This window comes from Thiomonas sp. FB-Cd (assembly GCF_000733775.1).
GTDB lineage: Bacteria > Pseudomonadota > Gammaproteobacteria > Burkholderiales > Burkholderiaceae_C > Thiomonas_A.
The window spans coordinates 33,461-52,568 of sequence record NZ_JPOE01000002.1 but is presented as its reverse complement, the minus strand read 5'-3'; the positions used below and the strand labels follow the sequence as shown (position 1 = coordinate 52,568).

Sequence of the window (19,108 nt, the reverse complement as noted above, 5' to 3'; positions counted from 1 at the left end):
ATGCTACCCGCACAAGCCACCACGTGGTTGAGCAAATCAGCGTCAAGAGATTTGTGTACATTCGGCAGGCTACCGTGGAAATCATGCGATCCGAAGCACCAACTCAAAAGCCGCCCTATGAGCACCCCTCTCCATGTCATTTTCTGGCGCCACGCCGAAGCTGAAGACGTTGCCAGCCCCGGCAACGACGCGGACCTGCAACGTGCATTGACGCGCCAGGGCCGGCGCGATGCCAGCCGTATGGCTGCATGGATCAAGGCTCACGTGCCCAAACCCTGGGTCGTATGTGCAAGCCCGGCAGTGCGTGCCCGCCAGACGGCCATGACTCTTGTGGACTATCCCGCCGAGGACGCTCGCTTGGCTCCGGAGCGCAGCATTGAGGAATTACTCACTGTGATTGCCAGCCACCAAGACACCCACACCGCCTTGATCCTGTGTGGCCACCAACCCACTCTGGGAAGCGCTGCCTTGCGCTGGCTAGCTGGCTGTGAACAGCCGCTCAGCATCCGCAAGGGCGGACTCATCTGGGTAGCAGAGCGCCAGCGTGAAGGGGCTTCAAACCGGATCCTTCGCGCCAGCCTCAGCCCGGACCTGTTGGACTGATTCGTTTGCTCCCGCACCCAGAAGCGAGACAGTTTCCCGGCTGGTCGACACATGGATGTGCCGCCGGCACCGTGGCAGCCCCTGCCGAACAGGCGCACGCAGCCAACCTGCACGTCCCTTGATCGCATCGCTTGGTCATCCGCTCCGCGTTGCCCTCAGGGATGGAATTGGAGTGATCACAGCAACCTTTGACACAACGTCACAAGGAGGATGGTGAATCGGTCCAGGCCGCGCTGCGCACCGGAGCCCCGCACCGGACATACCACGCCCGAGTCCAGGAAATGAGCGGGAAAAACCAGTCATCAAGCGGTCATATTTCCTTCACGGCATCGTCATGATCCATCCGTATCGTTCAGCCCGGAAGGAGAAAATTGATGCAAGAATGCGAAGAAGCGAGCCTGAATGCCTTGGCGTCCCACGAACAAGGGCGGGCACTGACCAGTGTGCGACGCGACATCGCGCGCAAAAACTCGGCTGACACCCTCGTTCCTGAGCACTATCGTGGCCTGAGCGTCGCTTGGGCACGGCATGAACACGAGGTGCGCGAGGCGCAGCGCCTGCGCTGGAAGATCTTTGCAGAGGAACTGGGTGCACGAATTGCCACACCGTTGCCGGGTCACGACATCGATATTTTTGATTCCTACTGCGACCATCTTCTGGTGCGAAACGCCGAGGGCCAATTGGTGGGCACGTATCGCGTGTTGCCACCACACCAGGCGCAGCGTGTTGGAGGGCTGTATTCCGAGATTGAATTTGATCTTACCCGCTTGATCCACCTGCGCCCGCGCCTGCTCGAACTGGGACGCTCCTGCGTCCACCGCGACTTTCGTGGCGGGGCCGTGATCATGGCGCTGTGGGCGGGATTGGCCGACTACATGCGTTGCCATGCTTTGGATGCCATGATCGGCTGCGCCAGCCTGTCCATGCATGACGGCGGACACTATGCGGCAAGCCTGTGGGCCGCGCTGCGAAGGACCCATCTGGCCCCGGTTGAAGACCATATGCAGCCGCGTCTTCCGTTACCCGTGGCGAATCTGCGGCAGGATCTGCCCGCCCAGCCGCCGCCCCTGCTCAAAGGCTACCTTCGGGTGGGCGCACGCATTTGCGGCGCCCCGGCGTGGGACCCTGATTTCAATACGGCAGACTTCCCCATCCTGATGCGCCTAGGCGACGTCAGCTCGCGCTATGCGCGCCATTTTCTGAACACGGCTCGCTGAGTGCGCCGCGCGTTTTCAGGCAATCTGCACGGCCTCAAGCCGTAACTCAACGCCCGCGCGACGCCATTCGGCGACCTCCTGCTCCAGGCTGTACTGGGTCAACGGCGAGGCCTTCAACCAGGGTGAGCTGACTTGAAGGCGAGCCCCCCGCACACCATCGCCGCTGCTGCCGGGCACCAATCGCAGCCCACTGATATCCACATCATGCCTATTGCGTGCCAGCAGAACTGCGAGGCGCAGCGCAAGCACCGCGCGCAGATCAAGGTTGAGCGTATCCAAGCCACCCAGCTTTTTGAGCTTGCCACCGTGGCACAGCACCATCTCGGCGATGGTGGCCTGCTCGCTGCGGGAAAAACCGGGCATATCCGCGTTGGCGACAATATAGGCCGAATGCTTGTGATAGGCGCTGTGCGCGATCGACAGCCCCACCTCGTGGAGCTCGGCCGCCCAACGTACCGCTTGCTGCTCGGCAGAGCTGGCTTGGGGGTACAACTGCAACAACAGCGCCAGCGCCAGCGCTTCGACGCGCGAGGCTTGCCCGGCATCAACACCATAGCGTTGCATAAATTGCTGTACCGTCAGCGCGCGCATATCCTGATGCTGCTCCCGGCCCAGCAGGTCATAAAGCACGCCAAGCCGCAAGCCCGCATCCGTTGCCTCCATGTCCTTTAGACCGAGTTCCTCGAATACCGCAAGCATGATGGCCAAACCGCCTGCCGCCACCGGCAGGCGGTCATGTTTCAGCCCTACCATCTTGAGGGCGCTCAGATCGCCCGCGCGCACATAGATCTTGCGCAGCTCGCGCAAGCCGGCGCGGGTGATCCCCTGCGACTGTGCACTGGTGTTGAGCTGGTTGCCGACGAGGATATCGGCCAGAGCCCGCGCCGTTCCGCTAGACCCCACGGCATTGGTCCAACCAGCCTTGCGGAAGGCACGGGCGATGATCTGTATTTCGCGCTGCGCGGCCAGTTCGGCCGACTTCATACGCTGCTCATCCACAAACCCCCCGGGAAAGAAGTCGCGGCTCATGGACACGCAGCCGATGTACAGCGACTCCATGATGCGCGGTTCCAAACCTGCGCCGACGATGAATTCGGTGGAGCCGCCACCGATGTCCACCACCAGCCGATTGCCCGCCGCCGGCGCCACCGAGTGCGCCGCCCCGATGTACACCAGCCTCGCCTCCTCGCGACCCGCGATCACCTCGATCGGAAAACCTAGGGCGGCTTGGGCGCGCTCCAGGAATGCTTGGGCATTCTTCGCCACGCGGACCGCATTGGTGGCCACCGCGCGCACCCGCTCCGGCTGGAACTGACGCAGCCGCTCGCCGAAACGGCTGAGCGTCGCCAACGCACGCTGCTGCGACTCCTCGGTGAGATTCTTGTTCGCGTCCAATCCCGCGCCAAGGCGCACGGGCTCGCGCAGAGAGTCCAGCGGATAGATTTGCGCCCCATGCCTGTCCTCAGAGGCTTTCCCCACCAGCATGCGAAAACTGTTGGAGCCGAGGTCGACAGCGGCTAAATGTTGGATACTCAGGGACATCGGAGAGATTAGAGTGCCGATAGATGACAAGAATTTGAATTTGTCACGGGGCTTTCACGTAGATATGACATCGTAAGCTTTCATTTTTTCTTCTGCCTTTGGCTCGGCCCCCACACCACCGTGGAGCACAACCCACACGTCGACATGCCGCATCAACTATCACCCCGCCTGCTCAATCGCGAACTCGGCATCCTTGCCTTTAACCGCCGTGTGTTGGCCCAGGCCCAAGATCCGGCAAACCCGCCGCTGGAGCGTCTGCGTTATCTGTGCATCGTGTCGTCGAACATGGACGAGTTTTTCGAGACACGCGTCGCGCAGCTGCAAGACCTCTTGGAGCACGACGCCAACAGCATGACGCCCGACGGCTTGCGCGTAGACGATGCCCTGCAACTCGTTGCCGAGGAATCGCATGCATTGGAAGCTGAAAAATACCGTGTTCTGCAGCAGGAGATCTATCCGCTTCTCCACTCCGTGGGGATCCGTTTTGTCACCAGCGGTCAGTGGACACCGGCGCAACAGCAATGGGCACGCACATACTTCGAGCGGGAGGTGCTTCCCGTGCTGACGCCCATCGGGCTTGACCCGGCACACCCGTTCCCGAAGGTCCTCAACAAGAGCCTCAATTTCGCAGTTCTGCTCGAGGGCACCGACGCGTTCGGGCGCAACGTCGATCTTGGGATCATCCAGGCGCCTCGCTCACTTCCTCGTGTGCTGGCCATGCCTCAGGATCTGGGTGAGCATCGCTACAGTTTTGTTCTGCTCTCATCGTTGATGCAAGCCTTCGCCGGTGATCTGTTCCCGGGCCTCAAGGTGGCTGGCATCCACCAGTTCCGCGTGACGCGCAACAGTGAACTGTTCGTGGACGACGACGAGATCACGAACCTTCGTACGGCCTTGCAAGGTGAACTGCGAGCCAGACATTATGGCGACGCCGTGCGCCTCGAGGTCACCGCCGGCTGTCCGACAAACCTGGTTGAGCGCCTGATGCGGGAAAACGGCCTGCGTGAGGGCGACTGCTTCAAGGCCGATGGCCCCGTTAACCTGGTCCGCCTTCAGACCATCATCGATATGGTTGGCGAGCCGGAGCTGAAATACGCGCCACACACCCCGGCGCCTCTGTCGAACTGGCCGGGCCCGGAGCCTGAACTTTTCGAACGCATCCGGGCTGCCGACGTGCTGCTCCATCACCCCTATGACACCTTCACGCCTGTGGTTGACATGGTTCGTGCCGCGGCGCGGGACCCCGCAGTGCTGGCCATCAAGCAAACCATCTACCGCGCCGGCAGCAACTCAGCGCTGATGGAGGCGCTGATTGAAGCCGCTCGCAATGGCAAGGAAGTGACGGTCGTGCTGGAGCTGATGGCCCGATTGGACGAGGAGACCAACATCAACTGGGCAGCGCGCTTGGAAGCCGAGGGTGCCCACGTCGTCTATGGGGTGGTCGGATTCAAATGCCACGCAAAAATGCTCATGGTCGTACGCCGCGAAAAGCACGGCCGGCGCGCTGCGCAGTTGCGGCGCTACGTGCACGTCAGCACCGGCAACTACCACATCCGCACCGCGAGCCTTTACACCGATTTCGGGCTGATGACGGCTGACGAGGCCATCTGTGCCGACGTCAATCAGGTCTTTCTCGAAATTACCGGCTCCTCGCAATTTCCCCCACTCAAACGACTCTGGCAATCGCCCTTCTCGCTTCTGGACAAATTGCTCAAGGCCATCCGCAATGAAGCCAGGCTGGCGCGCAGTGGCAAGCGTGCACGTATCTGGGCACGCGTGAATGCACTGCTCGAGCCCACGGTGATTGAAGAACTCTACAAGGCCTCCAAGGCTGGCGTGGAGATCCGTCTGCTGGTCCGCGGCCCATGCATGCTGCGCCCAGGCGTGCCGGGATTGTCCGAGAACATCCGCGTGCGCTCGATCATCGGACGATTCCTCGAGCATTCACGCGTCTTTTACTTCTTCAATGCCGGACAGGAAAACGTCTGGATTTCGTCCGCTGACTGGATGGAGCGCAACCTCTTCCGCCGCGTGGAAATTGCGACCCCGGTGCTCGACCGCATGGCCCGCGCCAAGGTGATTGCGGAGGGTCTCAGAGTCCACTGGCAATGCCCAGCCAACGCCTGGGACATGAATGCCCAAGGACAGTGGACCCGTGCGCGCGGCTGGAAGAGCCGCTGCAGCAGCCATCAGGCACTGATCGACTCGCGATCCACCGCAGTGGCTTCAGGCGCTTCGGGCCCAGCCGGCATCACCAAGCGCTGAACTGGGAAACGCACGGTGAAAACGCTACCCTGACCGGGTTGGCTGCTAATGCGCAATTCAGCTTGATGGCGCAGCAGCACATGCTTGACGATGGCAAGGCCTAGGCCCGTTCCGCCAGACTCGCGTGAGCGGCCACGGTCGACCCGATAGAAGCGCTCGGTCAATCGAGGGATATGCTCCTGCGCAATACCAATTCCCGAATCGCTCACGCTGAACTCGGCCACAGGGCCGCCAGCATCAATCTGCCGCACACGCCACGCGATGCGCACCGTGCCGCCTGGCGGGGTGTAGCGCACGGCATTGCTCACCAAATTCGTGAATGCGCTGGTGAGTTCGGTGCGCGCACCGCGCACGTTGCCCACGTCCGCACTGAGCTCAATGTCGTGGTGCCCGCCCGACAGCGCGCGTGCGTCCGCGCCAAGTCGTTCCACCATCTGACGCATATCCAGCACCTCTTCGGCCGGCTGGTGCGGATCGCCTTCAAGATGGGCCAGGGTGAGAAGGTCCTCGACCAGGTGGCGCATGCGATCGGACTGTTCCTGCATCAGCGCGAGGATGCGATCACGCTCCTCGGCCGAAAAGTCCAATCCACGCAAAGACTCGATGAAACCGGCGATCACCGTGAGCGGGGTCTTGATCTCATGCGAGACGTTGGCGACGAAATCGCGCCGCATTGCCTCGGTGCGCTCGACCTGGGTCACATCGCGCGACAGCATGAGCTTCTGGCCGTCGCCGTAGGGAATGACCTGCACACTCAACAACAGTGAGCCGTGGTTGGTGGTGCGTCGCATGAGCAGCGGCGTGTCAAACCGCTTGGCTGCCATGTAGGCAAAGAACTCGGGGTTGCGGATCAGGTGGACCGCATGTTGGCGCAGATCGCGCCGCGCATCCAGCCCGAAATGCGCGGCGGCCGTGTCATTGCACCAGTCGATCTGGTCCGCACCATCCATAAGGATCAGCCCGTTGGGCGAAGCTTGCAACGCTTCAATGAAACGCCTGAGCTTGTCTTCCTCACCGTGCACCCGTGTTTCCCACAGGCGTAACTGCCGCGCGGCGCGGTAAAACACCTCCGCCCAGACCCCACGCGCGGGAGGAATGCGGGCACTCTCCGGCGACTTCAGCCAAGCCAGCAGACGCAATTGGGCTGCGGTATCGGATCCGATGACCCCCAGGGCCACAGCACAAGCCACGAGCGCAGCGGGCAGAGCCCCGAACAGCCATGCAACGACTCCCGAAGCAGCCAGCATCAAGGCGATGACGCCGGTCAGGCGAAAGATGACGGCGCGCATGACGGTGTGTGTGAGGGATGGCCTGACAAGGAACAAATGCTCAAACAGCGCTGAAAGCCCGACTCAGCCCACGCCGAGAGCGCAGACTCCCAAACAAGCGCGGTTGATCGCGGCAACCTCAATGGCTCGGTGCCAACGGTTGCGGCACATGCAGGTCTTGCCGCAACGTAAACCTGTAGCCCGCCCCGCGTACCGTCTCGACCAGATCGGCGCAATGCACCTGCGCCAGCGCTTCCCGCAATCGCTTGATGTGCACGTCTACAGTGCGTTCTTCGATAAAAACATGGTCGCCCCACACCTTGTCGAGCAGAGCACCACGACTATGGACCCGTTCCGGGTGGGTCATCAAGTAGTGCAAAAGCTTGAACTCTGTCGGGCCCAAGCGAACCTCCTGCGTACGTGCCCCTTCAGCGAAACTCACGCGCCGGGTGGCGGGATCGACCGCCAATCCGCCCGCTCGGACCGGCTCATCCGTGAGTTGGGGCGCACGCCTGCGCAGCACGGCACGGATGCGGGCCAGCAATTCCTTGGGCGAGAACGGTTTGGTGATGTAGTCATCGGCGCCGGCGTCAAGTCCCGCGATCGTATCGGCCTCCTCGCTGCGCGCAGTGAGCAAAATCAGGGGTATGCTGCGCGTACGGGCCCCTTGGCGCAACTCGCGCGCAAGGGCCAAGCCAGACATGCCGGGAAGCATCCAGTCGATCAACATCACGTCCGGCAGCACGTCACGGATGATGCGCAGCGCGTCCTCCGCGCTCGCTGCCAAGATCGGGCACTGCCCAGCGTGGCGCAGATTCACCGCGAGCAGCTCGGCAATCGCTGGCTCGTCTTCGACGATGAGAATATTCGTTGCCATGGCCATGGTTCAAAGGGTGCTGGCCACCTCATTGAACGCTTGCTTGTTGTGGCGCACATCCGTGCCGCGCACGACGTAGATGACGAACTCGGCGATGTTTTTCGCGTGATCGCCAATGCGCTCGATCGCCTTGGCGATGAACACAAGATCCAAGCTGGCTGAGATGTTGCGCGGATCCTCCATCACGTAAGTAATGAGCTTCCGCATGAAGGAGTCGAACTCTTCGTCGATCGCCGTGTCGCCGGTGACGATCTCCACCGCGGCCTTTTCGTCAAGTCGCGCGAAAGCGTCCAGAGCCTTGCGCACCTGCGCAATGGCCAAGTCAGACTCGCGCGAAATCTCGTTGTACGAAATTCCCAGTTTGGACCCCGCTTCAATCAGGTCTCGCGCCATCCGCGCGATGCGGTCTGCCTCATCGCCGACGCGCTCCAAATTGGTGATGGTCTTTGAAATCGCCATCATCAGGCGCAAGTCGCGCGCGGTGGGCTGGCGCTTGGCGATGATCTGCGTCACATCAGCATCGATCTCCACCTCCATCTGGTTTACGCGCTTTTCGTTGAGCATCACGCCACGCGCAGCCTCGACATCAAAGTGGCGCAGTGCAAAGACCGCTTGCGCGATCTGCGACTCGACGAGACCGCCCATTTCGAGCACGCGTGTGGAAATAGCGCCGATCTCGGCATCGAACTGCGTGGAGATATGTTTATCGAGCATGCTTGTTCTCCGTTCAGCCGAAACGGCCGGTGATGTAATCCTCGGTCTCTTGCCTTTTGGGCTTGAGGAAAATCTGGTTGGTCTCCCCGAACTCGATCATCTCGCCCAGGTACATGTAGGCCGTGTAATCCGACACTCGAGCCGCCTGTTGCATGTTGTGGGTGACGATGACCACCGTGTAGTCCTTCTTCAACTCAGTCACCAGTTCCTCAACCTTCGCGGTCGAGATCGGGTCAAGTGCGGACGTTGGCTCATCGAGCAGCAGGACTTCAGGCTTGATTGCAATTCCGCGCGCGATGCATAGTCGCTGCTGCTGCCCGCCTGAAAGGCTCATGCCGCCCTGTTGAAGCTTGTCCTTGACTTCGCCCCAGAGGCCTGCGCGGGTCAGGCTGGCCTCCACACGCTCGTCCATTTCGGCACGACCGAGCTTTTCATAAAGGCGCACCCCGAACGCGATGTTCTCGTAGATTGACATTGGAAACGGCGTGGGCTTTTGAAACACCATGCCGATCTTGGCGCGAATGAGCGACACATTTTTCTTCGAGGTAAGAATGTTTTCCCCGTCGATATTGATTTCGCCATCGGCGCGCTGGTCCGGATAGAGCTCATACATCCGGTTGAACATGCGCAGCAAGGTCGATTTCCCGCAACCCGAGGGACCGATAAACGCGGTTACCTGGTTCTCCGGGATATCGAGGTTGACGTTCTTGATCGCCTGGAACTTGCCGTAAAAGAAACTGAGGTTACGCGTTTCTATCTTGATCCGCTGAACTGGCCGCGGCCCATCCGAGACAGCGTCAGGCGTGGCAATAGGAATGGGGGTTTGCATGATTGGCAAATGAAAAGGATCGGTGGGCGCTCAAAGCTTGGTGCCGCGACTGAGCAGCCAGCGTGAGCTGAGACTGAGCACCAGGATGAAGCCCACAGCGACAAATGCACCTGCCCAGGCCATCTTCTGCCAGTTGGCATAGGGACTGAGCGCAAACTGGAAGATGACGATCGGCAAGTTGGCCATGGAGTGATTCATGTCCATGCTGAAATACTGGTTGTTCAATGCCGTGAACAACAGCGGCGCAGTCTCGCCGCTGATTCGCGCGATACCAAGGATGATCCCCGTGAGGATGCCTGTCGATGCAGCTTTCCAGGTTATTTTGGTGACCATCTTCCAGTGCGGTGTGCCGAGCGCAATCGCCGCCTCACGCAGCGAACCCGGGACAAGGCGCAGCATCTCATCGGTCGTGCGCACCACCACCGGAATGAGGATCAGGGCCAGGGCAACGGCACCGGAATATCCCGAGAAATGACCCAACGGATCGACCAGGATGGCATATGCAAACAGGCCAATGACGATTGACGGAGCGCTTAGAAGGATGTCGTTGAGGAAACGTACAACGGCACCAAGCCTGTGCTTGACGGCAAATTCGCCCAGCCACGTGCCAGCAAGCACACCGATGGGCGTGCCGATGGCAACAGCCACACCGAGCAGAAGCAGGCTGCCGACAAAGGCATTTCGCAACCCCCCACCATCGGCGCCTGGCGGTGGCGTGTCCTGGGTGAACAGCTGCAAATTGAGCGCCGGGAGCCCATAGCGCAGGGTGGTCCAGAGAATCCAAACGACCCAAAAAACACCAAAGACGGTCATCAGGACAGCGATCGTCAGATTGATCTTGTTGATCAGCTGTCGCCTTGTGTAGAGCGAAATCATGCCTTCTTACCTTCCAGGCTTGCGTCCAGCCGCAACAAAAGCAATTTGGCCAGCGCCAGAACCACCACCGTGATGACGAAAAGGATCAAGCCGAGCGCCAACAGCGAGGATTTGTAGAGGGGCGTCGTCGCCTCGGTGAATTCGTTGGCAATGACAGAGGCAATTGAAGCGCCAGGCATCAACAAGCTGGCGCTCAGATTATTGGCGTTGCCGATGATGAAGGTCACAGCCATGGTCTCGCCCAATGCACGCCCGAGACCGAGGAAAATGCCGCCTGTCACGGCCCTGCGGGTAAAGGGCAGGATCACGTGACGCGCAACCTCCCATGTGGTCGCCCCCAATGCATAGGCGGACTCCTTCAAGGCCGCTGGCGTAATCATGAACACGTCACGCATGACCGACGCGATAAAGGGGATGACCATGATCGCAAGGACGATACCTGCGGTCAACATGCCGATGCCCATGGGTGGGCCCTGAAACAGCATGCCGATGCCTGGAATGACGCCGAGGTGATCATTGATCCACGGCTCGATGTTCCCAAACCAGGGCGCAAACACCAGCAATCCCCACATGCCGTAAATGATGCTGGGGATCGCTGCCAACAATTCGATAACAGCAGAAATTGGACCGCGCAACCAGCGCGGCGACAGTTCAGAGATAAACAATGCGATGCCGAAGCTCACTGGTACCGCGATCACCATGGCAATGAGGGAACTCAAGAGCGTGCCAACGATGAAGACCAGTGCACCGTAAACGTTGCTGACGGGATCCCAGGTGCTGGTGATCAGGAATTTCCATCCGAAGGTGTGCAATGCCGACCAGCCCTCAATGATGAGGGAAATCATGATGGCAACCAGGGTGGCAGCCACGATGAAAGCGACGAAGCCGGTAAATTTTCGGAACAGAAAATCCGCTGGAAAGCCCGAAGACTTTCCAGCGGATTTCTGCTCCGAAGCGGCACTCAGTTCGACCTGGGCGCCTGTCACAACTTCGGATCCATTCATATTGAGCGTCTTCTATTGCAGTCAGATACCCAGATTCTGTTTCCAGTAGGCCTTGATCGCGTCCACGGTGCTGGGCGGCAGCGGTCCGAATGCAATGGATTCGGCCATGGATTGGCCCTTCTCGAAGCCCCAGCTGAAGAACTTGGTCACGGCCTCATTGGTCGCCTTGGGCGATGCCTTGCGCAGGATCTGCCAGGTGCAACCGGAAATGGGCCATGTGTCAGGACCTTGCTGGTCGGTCAGAATCACGTAGAAATCCTTCGCCTTGGTGAAGTCAATGTGAGCGGCAGCCGCCTGGAAGCCTTTCAAGCTGGGGCTCACGAGCTTGCCGTCGCGGTTATACATGCGAGCGTAGGCGAGCTTGTTTTCCAAAATGTAGGCGTATTCCACATAGCCGATCGACCCAGGAATGCGCTGCACATAGGCTGCGACGCCCTCGTTACCCTTGCCGCCGACACCTGCGGGCCAGTTCAGCGAGGTATTGGCGCCGATCTTCTCTTTCCACTCGGGGCTGACCTTGGACAGGTAGTCAGCAAACGTGAAGGTTGTCCCGGAGCCGTCGGAACGGTGCACGACCGTGACGGCCATGTCAGGCAGCTTCACACCTGGGTTGAGCTTGACAATCGCCGGATCATTCCATTTTTTGATCTTGCCGAGGTAAATGTCGGCGACCACCGGGCCACTCAGAATGAGCTCACCCGGCTTGATGCCCGGCAAGTTGTAGACGAGATCCTCGCCAGCGATGGCCGTGGGAAACTGGATCAAGCCATCCTTTTGCAGCTCTTCGGGCTTGAGTGGCATGTCACTGGCGCCAAACGCCACGGTGCCAGCCTTGATCTGGGCGATACCACCACCTGAGCCAATCCCCTGGTAGTTCACCTTGTTACCGGTTTCTTTGTCATAGGCCACGGACCACTTGACAACCAGCGGATACACCCATGTGCTGCCAGCACCGGTGAGAGTTTCCCCTGCAAAGGCAGTGGCCATCACACCCGCGCCGACGGCGCCAGACACGGCGACAGCGATGGCAGCTTTGGCAAACGATCGACGATTCAATTTCATATGTCATTCTCCTAAGATGGAAACGGCGTGGTTTTCTCAGCCACACCGGGCATCGTAAGAACGCATTGTGACAATCATATGACAATCATATCGCCGAAGCCTGGCCGCACATAACGCCCCGCCCGCAACGCCCGGTTGCCGCGCCCCGATCGGTTTTGGTTGCATGCCCGCATGCCCTTTGCGTGGGCGGCGCCCATGTGCGCGCGCTCAGCGTAGGGCGCGGCCGGCGCAACCGCAGTCTTTCGGGGCCAGGACGCGCTTGGCGCGATCCAGACTCCCGCTACGGCGCCCCTCGTGCCCTTCGGGTTCAGGTCAAAGGCTTAGGGACTCGGCGAGCTCTCGCGCGGTGCGTTCCCCAACATGGGCCTCTTGATGCTCGACCATGATGCGCAGGACCGGCTCGGTGCCCGAAGGCCGGACAAGGACGCGGCCGCGGCCGTTGATCCGCTTCTCTGCCTCAGAGCGTGCGCGGGCAAAACCATCATGCATCCTCCAATCCAGCCCCGGTGGAAGCTTGACGTTCAGCAAAGTCTGGGGATACAGGCGCACGGCAGCGAGCTGATTGGAAAGACTCTTCCCGGTTCGCACCACGAGCTCCAGGATCTGCAGCGCGGCGATGATGCCGTCCCCAGTTGTATGACGATCCAACATCAGCAAATGGCCAGATCCCTCGCCGCCCAATTGCCAACCGCGCGTCAGTAACTCCTCAAGCACGTACCGGTCCCCCACCGCCGCGCGCACAAACTCCATGCCCTGAGCCCTGATGGCCTGCTCCACCGCAAGGTTGGTCATCAGCGTACCGACGACGCCGGCGGGCCGACGGTCCATTGCGAGGAGATACAGCAGCTCGTCGCCGTTGAACAGGCGACCGCTGCTGTCCACCAGTTGCAGCCGGTCAGCGTCGCCATCGAGCGCAATGCCGTAATCCGCATGATTGGACCGCGTAGCGCGGATCAAGGCGTCGGGCGCTGTGGCCCCAACGTCCTTGTTGATGTTGAACCCGTCGGGTTGTACGCCAATTGAAATCACGTCCGCCCCAAGCTCATGGAACACGGATGGGGCAATGTGATAACCGGCACCGTGCGCACAGTCCACCACCAAGCGAAGGCCCTTGAGCGTGAGATGGTTCGGAAATGTGCTCTTGCAAAACTCGATGTATCGCCCAGCGGCGTCATCGAGCCGTCGCGCCTTGCCGAGTTGCTCAGACGGTACACACCCCTCGGCCTCGGGCAGTGCGGCCTCGACCTCCTCTTCCCAGCTGTCGGGCAGCTTGCTGCCGGCGGCGGAGAAGAACTTGATGCCATTGTCAGCGTAGGGGTTGTGAGAGGCGCTAATGACGACGCCCAGATCCAGGCGCAACGCACGCGTCAGGTATGCCACACCAGGAGTAGGCAGCGGGCCCACGAGGACCACGTCGCACCCAGCTGCTGCAAAACCGCATTCCAGAGCCGCCTCGAACATATAGCCCGACACCCGTGTGTCCTTGCCGATCAGCACAGTCGGCCGCGTGGTGCCACGCTGGCGCAGCACTTTGCCTGCGGCATGCCCCAGGCGCAGGCCGAACTCGGGAACGATGGGGCTCGTACCCACGCGCCCTCGCACGCCGTCCGTTCCGAAATACTGTCTGCTCATAGGCTCTCCACCTCGTGACTCGTTCTGTATTTTGACCGTACACCTTGCCGCTTCAGCACCGAGCGACTGACTTGGCAGGCTCAGCCTCGCATCGCTGCCCACACCTTCAAGGCGTCAACCGTCTCGGCCACATCATGCACGCGTATGATCGCCGATCCCGCAGCCACACACGCCAGGGCTGCGGCCAAGCTGCCGGGCAGCCGCTCCGGGATCGGGCGCCCCGACGTGCCGCCAATCATGGACTTGCGCGAAATGCCGACGAGTACCGGATAAGCACTGTCAGTGATGGCCTCCAGACTGCGCGCGAGCGCAATGTTGTGCTCAAGGCGCTTGCCGAAACCAAAGCCCGGATCGAGGCAGATGCGCTCTGCGGCAACACCTTGTGCCAGCAACGCGTCAGCCCGTGCGAGCAAGAATTCACGCACCTCGGCGACAACATCCGTGTAGTGTGGCGACTCTTGCATGGTGGCAGGATCACCGCGCATATGCATGAGACACACGCCGGCATTTGAAGGCGCAACAACGGCCTCAGCCCCGGACATGCGCAGGGCATACACGTCATTGATGATGTCGACTCCAAGCTCAAGCGCCAAACGCATGGTTTGCGGCTTGTAGGTGTCAACCGAGATCGGCACGCCCCAGCGCACCAGTTCGCGCAGCACGGGCCCAATGCGTTGCCATTCCTGCTCTTGTGGCAGCGGATGAGAGCCGGGGCGAGTTGTCTCGCCACCGATGTCGAGAATGTCAGCACCTTCATCCACGAGCCTACGCGCGTGGGCGATCGCTGCATCAGCATTGGCATAGCGTCCGCCATCGGAGAAGGAATCCGGCGTGACGTTGACGATGCCCATGACCAGCGGCCGTTGCAAAGCCAGTCTAAAACGCCCAGCGGACCAAAAGCGAGCCATCAATCCGAAAGGTCAAGTGCGCAGGCAGGGGCGCATGAAAACGGCCCGGATGCTTCCGGGCCGTTCGCAGGATGTCGCGCGCAAATCACGCAGCCGAAGCAGTTGGTGCGTCCGCTGGCAAGCCGCTTGGGCGACCACCTGTGGCGGGTGGTTGGCCTGTCGTCGTCGCGCCGGGGGGACGGGGTGGGCGCGGCGGGCGACCCGCCATAATGTCATCGATCTGCTCGGCGTCAATGGTCTCCCATTCAAGCAAAGCCTTCGCCATCGCATGCATCTTGTCCTTGTTGTCTTCAATGAGCTTGCGCGCCAAGGCGTACTGCTCATCAATGATGCGACGAATTTCTGCATCAACTTTTTGCATGGTCTGTTCAGACACATGCGTGGTCCTGGTGATGGACCGACCGATGAACACCTCTCCTTCGTTTTCCGCGTACACCATCGGGCCGAGCGAATCGGACATCCCATAGCGCGTCACCATGTCGCGCGCCAACTGGGTGGCGCGCTCAAAGTCATTGGAGGCACCCGTGGTCATCTGATTCATGAACACTTCTTCCGCGATGCGCCCGCCGAACAGCACCGAGATCATGCTGAGGATCCGATCCCGGCCCATGCTGTAGCGGTCCATCTCGGGGAGCTGCATGGTCAAACCCAACGCCCGGCCACGCGGAATGATTGTGACCTTGTGCACCGGATCGGTCTGCGGCATCAAGCGCGCGACGAGCGCATGGCCAGCTTCGTGATAGGCCGTGTTGCGGCGCTCCTCCTCAGGCATGACCATGGACCGGCGCTCAGCCCCCATCATGATCTTGTCCTTGGCACGCTCGAAATCTTCCATCTCCACCAGGCGCCCATTGCGGCGCGCCGCGAAAAGCGATGCCTCGTTCACCAGATTTGCGAGATCGGCACCTGAGAACCCTGGCGTGCCGCGTGCAATGATGTCGGCGCGCACATCGGGCCCCACTGGAGCCTTGCGCATGTGGACGATCAGGATCTGCTCGCGGCCGCGGATATCGGGCAACTGCACGTAGACCTGGCGATCAAAGCGGCCCGGGCGCAACAACGCGGGGTCCAGAATGTCCGGACGATTGGTTGCCGCGATCACGATCACACCCAAGTTGGTGTCAAAGCCGTCCATCTCAACGAGCATTTGGTTGAGCGTCTGTTCGCGCTCATCGTTGCCGCCGCCCAGGCCCGCACCACGATGGCGCCCCACGGCGTCGATCTCGTCAATGAAGATGATGCAGGGTGCGTGTTTCTTTGCAGTCTCGAACATGTCGCGCACGCGCGATGCACCGACGCCCACGAACATCTCGACAAAGTCCGAACCCGAAATCGAGAAAAACGGTACTTTGGCTTCGCCCGCCACACTTTTCGCAAGCAAGGTCTTGCCCGTACCGGGCGGCCCGACGAGCAGCACACCGCGGGGAATGCGGCCACCCAGTTTCTGGAATTTCTGCGGATCACGCAGAAAGTCCACCAATTCCTTGACCTCTTCCTTAGCCTCATCGCATCCAGCGACATCAGCGAAGGTCACCGTATTACTGGATTCATCGAGCAGGCGTGCCTTTGACTTTCCAAAGCTGAATGCTCCGCCGCGGCCTCCACCTTGCATCTGGCGCATGAAATACACCCACACGCCGATGAGCAGGAGCATGGGGAACCAAGAAATCAGAATCTGCATCAGGAAGGACTGCTCCTCGCGCGGAGCGCCTACAACCTGCACACCATCCTTGATCAGATCGCCCGTCATCCACAGGTCGCCGGGAGATGTGAGCGTGTAGCGCCGGCCTTCAGTGGTCGTCACATCCAATGTGCCGCTCTGATGCACGATGACCTTTTTCACGCGACCCTGCTTGGCCTCTTGCATGAATTGGGTGTAACTCACCGAATCGGTCGGCGCCGTGCGGTCGAACTGCTTGAACACGGTGAAGAGCACAAGCCCGATCACCAGCCAGATTGCGACCTTGGAAAACCATTGATTGTTCAAGACGGACTCCTGGAACTCCAGCGTGGAGCATACGATTGCTGCACTAGCCTCAATCTGCGCCCGATTCTAGGCGAATCAAGTCTTGAGGCCTTGATTTCGCGCATTAGGCACACATGCTCCAAGGAAATAATTGGCGAAAACTATTGATTTTTTATATGCAATAGCTCATTCGGGCTTCACTTCCGTTGGTTTGGGGTCCAACCCCAGAATGAACACCTCAGCCGAGCGATCCCGGGAGGCCTTCGGTTTAATGGTCTTGACCGTCTTGAATTGCAGCTTGAAGCGGTTGACGATTTGACTGAAGTACCCCGTGTGGAAGCTCTTGATCAACAATGCGCCATCGTCCTTCAGCCACTTTCGCGCGAATTCCAGCGACAAGTCAGCCAGATGTTCAATGCGTGCCGCATCGGCCGAAGCGATGCCCGATAGGTTGGGCGCCATATCGGAGAGAACTACGTCCACCCCGCGCCCCTGGAGTGCGGCTTCGAGCTGGGCCAGTGTCTCCGCCTCTCGGAAATCCCCCTGGATAAACCGGACACCACCCACCGGCTCCATGGGCAGCAGGTCAAGAGCGATGACTTCGCCCCTGAGGCTCCCCTCGCCGTCGCCCAGTTTTCTGCTGAGGTACTGCGACCAGGCACCTGGGGCGCTGCCCAGATCCACGATAATTTGTCCGGGCCGCAGAAGCTTGTGGATCTCGTCGATCTCCTGCAGCTTGTATACCGCACGGGAGCGATAGTTCTCCTTTTGCGCCCGCTTGACGAAAGGGTCATGCAGGTGCTCGTTAAGCCAGGCTTTCTTGAAGCGGTTCTTTTTCATCAGTGCTGAAGGCCTCGGTCGGAGATGCTGTTTAGCCGCGCTGCAGGGCGCGCATCGAGAAGACGGATAATTCGGCCATGACTACCTTACTACTTACTCCCGCCGACCGCAGCGTCAAGCGTGCGCAAGCGCACCCGCTCAAGCCCACCGTGCTGATCGGCGACCAGGGCCTCACCGATGCGGTGATCGCTGAAATCGACCGCGCTCTCGCTGCCCATGGTCTGATCAAGGTTCGCGTGGCTTCGGACGACCGACAGATGCGCGCCGACATGATGGAGCGCATTTGCCACGACCTGAAGGCAGCACCGGTGCAGTCGATCGGAAAAATCCTCGTGTTATTTCGGCCTGTACCCGCCGAAGCGCATGCGCCTGCTGTCGCCAAGGGTGGCAAGAAGGCAGCGCCCAAACAGGTGAAAGTGGTTGTCCCCTCCTCCAGCCCCACGCACCGCGCGCGCGTCAAGCGCGTCACTGTCCTTGGCAATGAGCGACTTACCGCCACGGGCAAAGTCAAGCGAGCCAAGCCGCGCCAGTCAAGCATCAAGAAAATCCGGTTGGGCTGAGGCTACGATCACCGCCCGAGCCGGGCTGCCGAGACAGGCAGAATCCAGACGTATGCGAACACGCAGGCCGCTTGGAGCAGGTACACCAAGCTGGCTATTGCATGCCATATCCCGGCATCAGGTGCGTGCGCTGCCGCAGCAGCAATGAGGCGAGGCACGATCCCAAACTCCCCCAGCACGGCAAAGAACAGACCACCGAGGACCAGGAAGAACGGTTTCGACGCCGCCAGCGGCTGCGCATGGTGACGCTCCAGAATCATCAGCAAGCAACCGAGCACCAGTGCCGCCAGCGTCATCAGATAGAACATGCGACTGGCAACGGCCGCTCCCTGCATCCGGTCCGGCAGCACCGCGAAAGCCGTGGGGGCGCCGATTAAGCCCACCGCGGCCAAGCCGCCAAGCCATAGTGCGGCGAGAACCCAGCGTGCGCGCAGATTGCTCATGCGTATCGGACCTTGACAATCTCGTAGCCCCGCACACCGCCGGGGGCCATAACCTGCGCAATATCGCCCTCTTCCTTGCCAATCAGCGCACGCGCGATGGGGGAACTGACTGAAATCATGCCGTGCTTCAAGTCGGCCTCGTCGTCGCCGACGATCTGGTAGAGCACCGATTCACCTGTTTCCTCGTCGGACAGTTCCACGGTGGCGCCAAACACCACCCGACCATCGGCGTGCAACTCGGCCGGGTCGATCACCTGCGCTGACGACAGTTTGCTCTCAATTTCGGCGATGCGGCCTTCAATGAAACCTTGGCGGTCTTTTGCAGCTTCGTATTCGGCATTTTCGGACAAGTCACCCTGCGCGCGTGCTTCCGCGATAGCCTGGATGACCGCATGGCGATCGACGGACTTGAGGCGCTGCAGTTCAGCCCGGAGCTTTTCGGCGCCGCGCCGAGTCATGGGAGTAGGCATAATCATGTGTCCACAAAACAATGTAAAAAAAA

18 protein-coding genes are annotated in these 19,108 nt (G+C 60.5%); 4 read left to right on the top strand and 14 right to left on the bottom strand.

What is annotated here, in order from left to right; genetic code table 11:
- Positions 1-117: 117 nt before the first annotated feature.
- A complete protein-coding gene (locus CD04_RS0100275; RefSeq protein ID WP_031403832.1) occupies positions 118-603 on the top strand; it encodes a histidine phosphatase family protein in 486 nt (161 codons plus the stop codon).
- A gap of 374 nt (positions 604-977) precedes the next feature.
- Positions 978-1,820: a GNAT family N-acetyltransferase gene (locus CD04_RS0100270; protein ID WP_081857731.1), complete on the top strand. Its 843-nt coding sequence runs from the start codon at positions 978-980 to the stop codon at positions 1,818-1,820.
- A gap of 15 nt (positions 1,821-1,835) precedes the next feature.
- On the opposite strand, the gene ppx is transcribed toward CD04_RS0100270, so the two are convergent.
- Positions 1,836-3,362, bottom strand: a complete 1,527-nt coding sequence (gene ppx / locus CD04_RS0100265) for an exopolyphosphatase (protein WP_031403830.1) — start codon at positions 3,360-3,362, stop codon at positions 1,836-1,838.
- A 144-nt stretch (positions 3,363-3,506) separates the two neighbouring features.
- Here ppx and ppk1 point away from each other — a divergent pair, with 144 nt between their 5' ends.
- Positions 3,507-5,627 (top strand): polyphosphate kinase 1, encoded by a 2,121-nt coding sequence (gene ppk1, locus CD04_RS0100260; RefSeq protein ID WP_038167837.1) that lies wholly within the window; start codon positions 3,507-3,509, stop codon positions 5,625-5,627.
- On the opposite strand, the gene phoR is transcribed toward ppk1, so the two are convergent.
- The 11 genes from phoR to CD04_RS0100205 form a co-directional block, all read right to left on the bottom strand.
- Positions 5,552-6,916 (bottom strand): phosphate regulon sensor histidine kinase PhoR, encoded by a 1,365-nt coding sequence (gene phoR / locus CD04_RS0100255; RefSeq protein WP_038167352.1) that lies wholly within the window; start codon positions 6,914-6,916, stop codon positions 5,552-5,554. The two genes, ppk1 and phoR, sit on opposite strands and share 76 nt — an antisense overlap.
- Before the next feature lie 118 nt (positions 6,917-7,034).
- Positions 7,035-7,772, bottom strand: a complete 738-nt coding sequence (phoB, locus tag CD04_RS0100250; protein WP_197032985.1) for a phosphate regulon transcriptional regulator PhoB — start codon at positions 7,770-7,772, stop codon at positions 7,035-7,037.
- A 9-nt stretch (positions 7,773-7,781) separates the two neighbouring features.
- Complete coding sequence (gene phoU / locus CD04_RS0100245; protein ID WP_031403826.1) at positions 7,782-8,486, bottom strand: phosphate signaling complex protein PhoU; 705 nt, start codon at positions 8,484-8,486, stop codon at positions 7,782-7,784.
- A 13-nt stretch (positions 8,487-8,499) separates the two neighbouring features.
- On the bottom strand, positions 8,500-9,315 hold the full coding sequence (gene pstB, locus CD04_RS0100240; RefSeq protein WP_031403825.1) for a phosphate ABC transporter ATP-binding protein PstB: 816 nt from the start codon (positions 9,313-9,315) through the stop codon (positions 8,500-8,502).
- A 30-nt stretch (positions 9,316-9,345) separates the two neighbouring features.
- Positions 9,346-10,191 (bottom strand): phosphate ABC transporter permease PstA, encoded by an 846-nt coding sequence (pstA, locus tag CD04_RS0100235; protein WP_031403824.1) that lies wholly within the window; start codon positions 10,189-10,191, stop codon positions 9,346-9,348.
- Positions 10,188-11,195 carry a phosphate ABC transporter permease subunit PstC gene (pstC, locus tag CD04_RS0100230; protein WP_031403823.1) on the bottom strand — a complete coding sequence of 336 codons (1,008 nt, stop codon included), beginning with the start codon at positions 11,193-11,195 and terminating at the stop codon, positions 10,188-10,190. The genes pstA and pstC overlap by 4 nt, the downstream gene beginning before the upstream one ends.
- Positions 11,196-11,216: 21 nt before the next feature.
- On the bottom strand, positions 11,217-12,257 hold the full coding sequence (pstS, locus tag CD04_RS0100225; protein ID WP_031403822.1) for a phosphate ABC transporter substrate-binding protein PstS: 1,041 nt from the start codon (positions 12,255-12,257) through the stop codon (positions 11,217-11,219).
- 312 nt (positions 12,258-12,569) lie between these two features.
- On the bottom strand, positions 12,570-13,889 hold the full coding sequence (glmM, locus tag CD04_RS0100220; RefSeq protein ID WP_031403821.1) for a phosphoglucosamine mutase: 1,320 nt from the start codon (positions 13,887-13,889) through the stop codon (positions 12,570-12,572).
- 80 nt (positions 13,890-13,969) lie between these two features.
- A complete protein-coding gene (gene folP / locus CD04_RS0100215; RefSeq protein WP_031403820.1) occupies positions 13,970-14,797 on the bottom strand; it encodes a dihydropteroate synthase in 828 nt (275 codons plus the stop codon).
- A gap of 85 nt (positions 14,798-14,882) precedes the next feature.
- Positions 14,883-16,784, bottom strand: a complete 1,902-nt coding sequence (ftsH, locus tag CD04_RS0100210; protein ID WP_031403819.1) for an ATP-dependent zinc metalloprotease FtsH — start codon at positions 16,782-16,784, stop codon at positions 14,883-14,885.
- 165 nt (positions 16,785-16,949) lie between these two features.
- Entirely contained in the window at positions 16,950-17,603 is a 654-nt protein-coding gene (locus CD04_RS0100205) for an RlmE family RNA methyltransferase (protein WP_031403818.1), read from the bottom strand.
- A 77-nt stretch (positions 17,604-17,680) separates the two neighbouring features.
- Here CD04_RS0100205 and yhbY point away from each other — a divergent pair, with 77 nt between their 5' ends.
- Complete coding sequence (yhbY, locus tag CD04_RS0100200; RefSeq protein WP_031403817.1) at positions 17,681-18,163, top strand: ribosome assembly RNA-binding protein YhbY; 483 nt, start codon at positions 17,681-17,683, stop codon at positions 18,161-18,163.
- 8 nt (positions 18,164-18,171) lie between these two features.
- Here the strand turns inward: yhbY and CD04_RS0100195 are convergent, their stop codons facing one another.
- Both CD04_RS0100195 and greA read right to left on the bottom strand, forming a co-directional pair.
- Positions 18,172-18,606 carry a DUF4149 domain-containing protein gene (locus CD04_RS0100195; RefSeq protein ID WP_031403816.1) on the bottom strand — a complete coding sequence of 145 codons (435 nt, stop codon included), beginning with the start codon at positions 18,604-18,606 and terminating at the stop codon, positions 18,172-18,174.
- Positions 18,603-19,064, bottom strand: a complete 462-nt coding sequence (gene greA / locus CD04_RS0100190; protein ID WP_231480405.1) for a transcription elongation factor GreA — start codon at positions 19,062-19,064, stop codon at positions 18,603-18,605. The genes CD04_RS0100195 and greA overlap by 4 nt, the downstream gene beginning before the upstream one ends.
- Between the last annotated feature and the right edge of the window lie 44 nt (positions 19,065-19,108).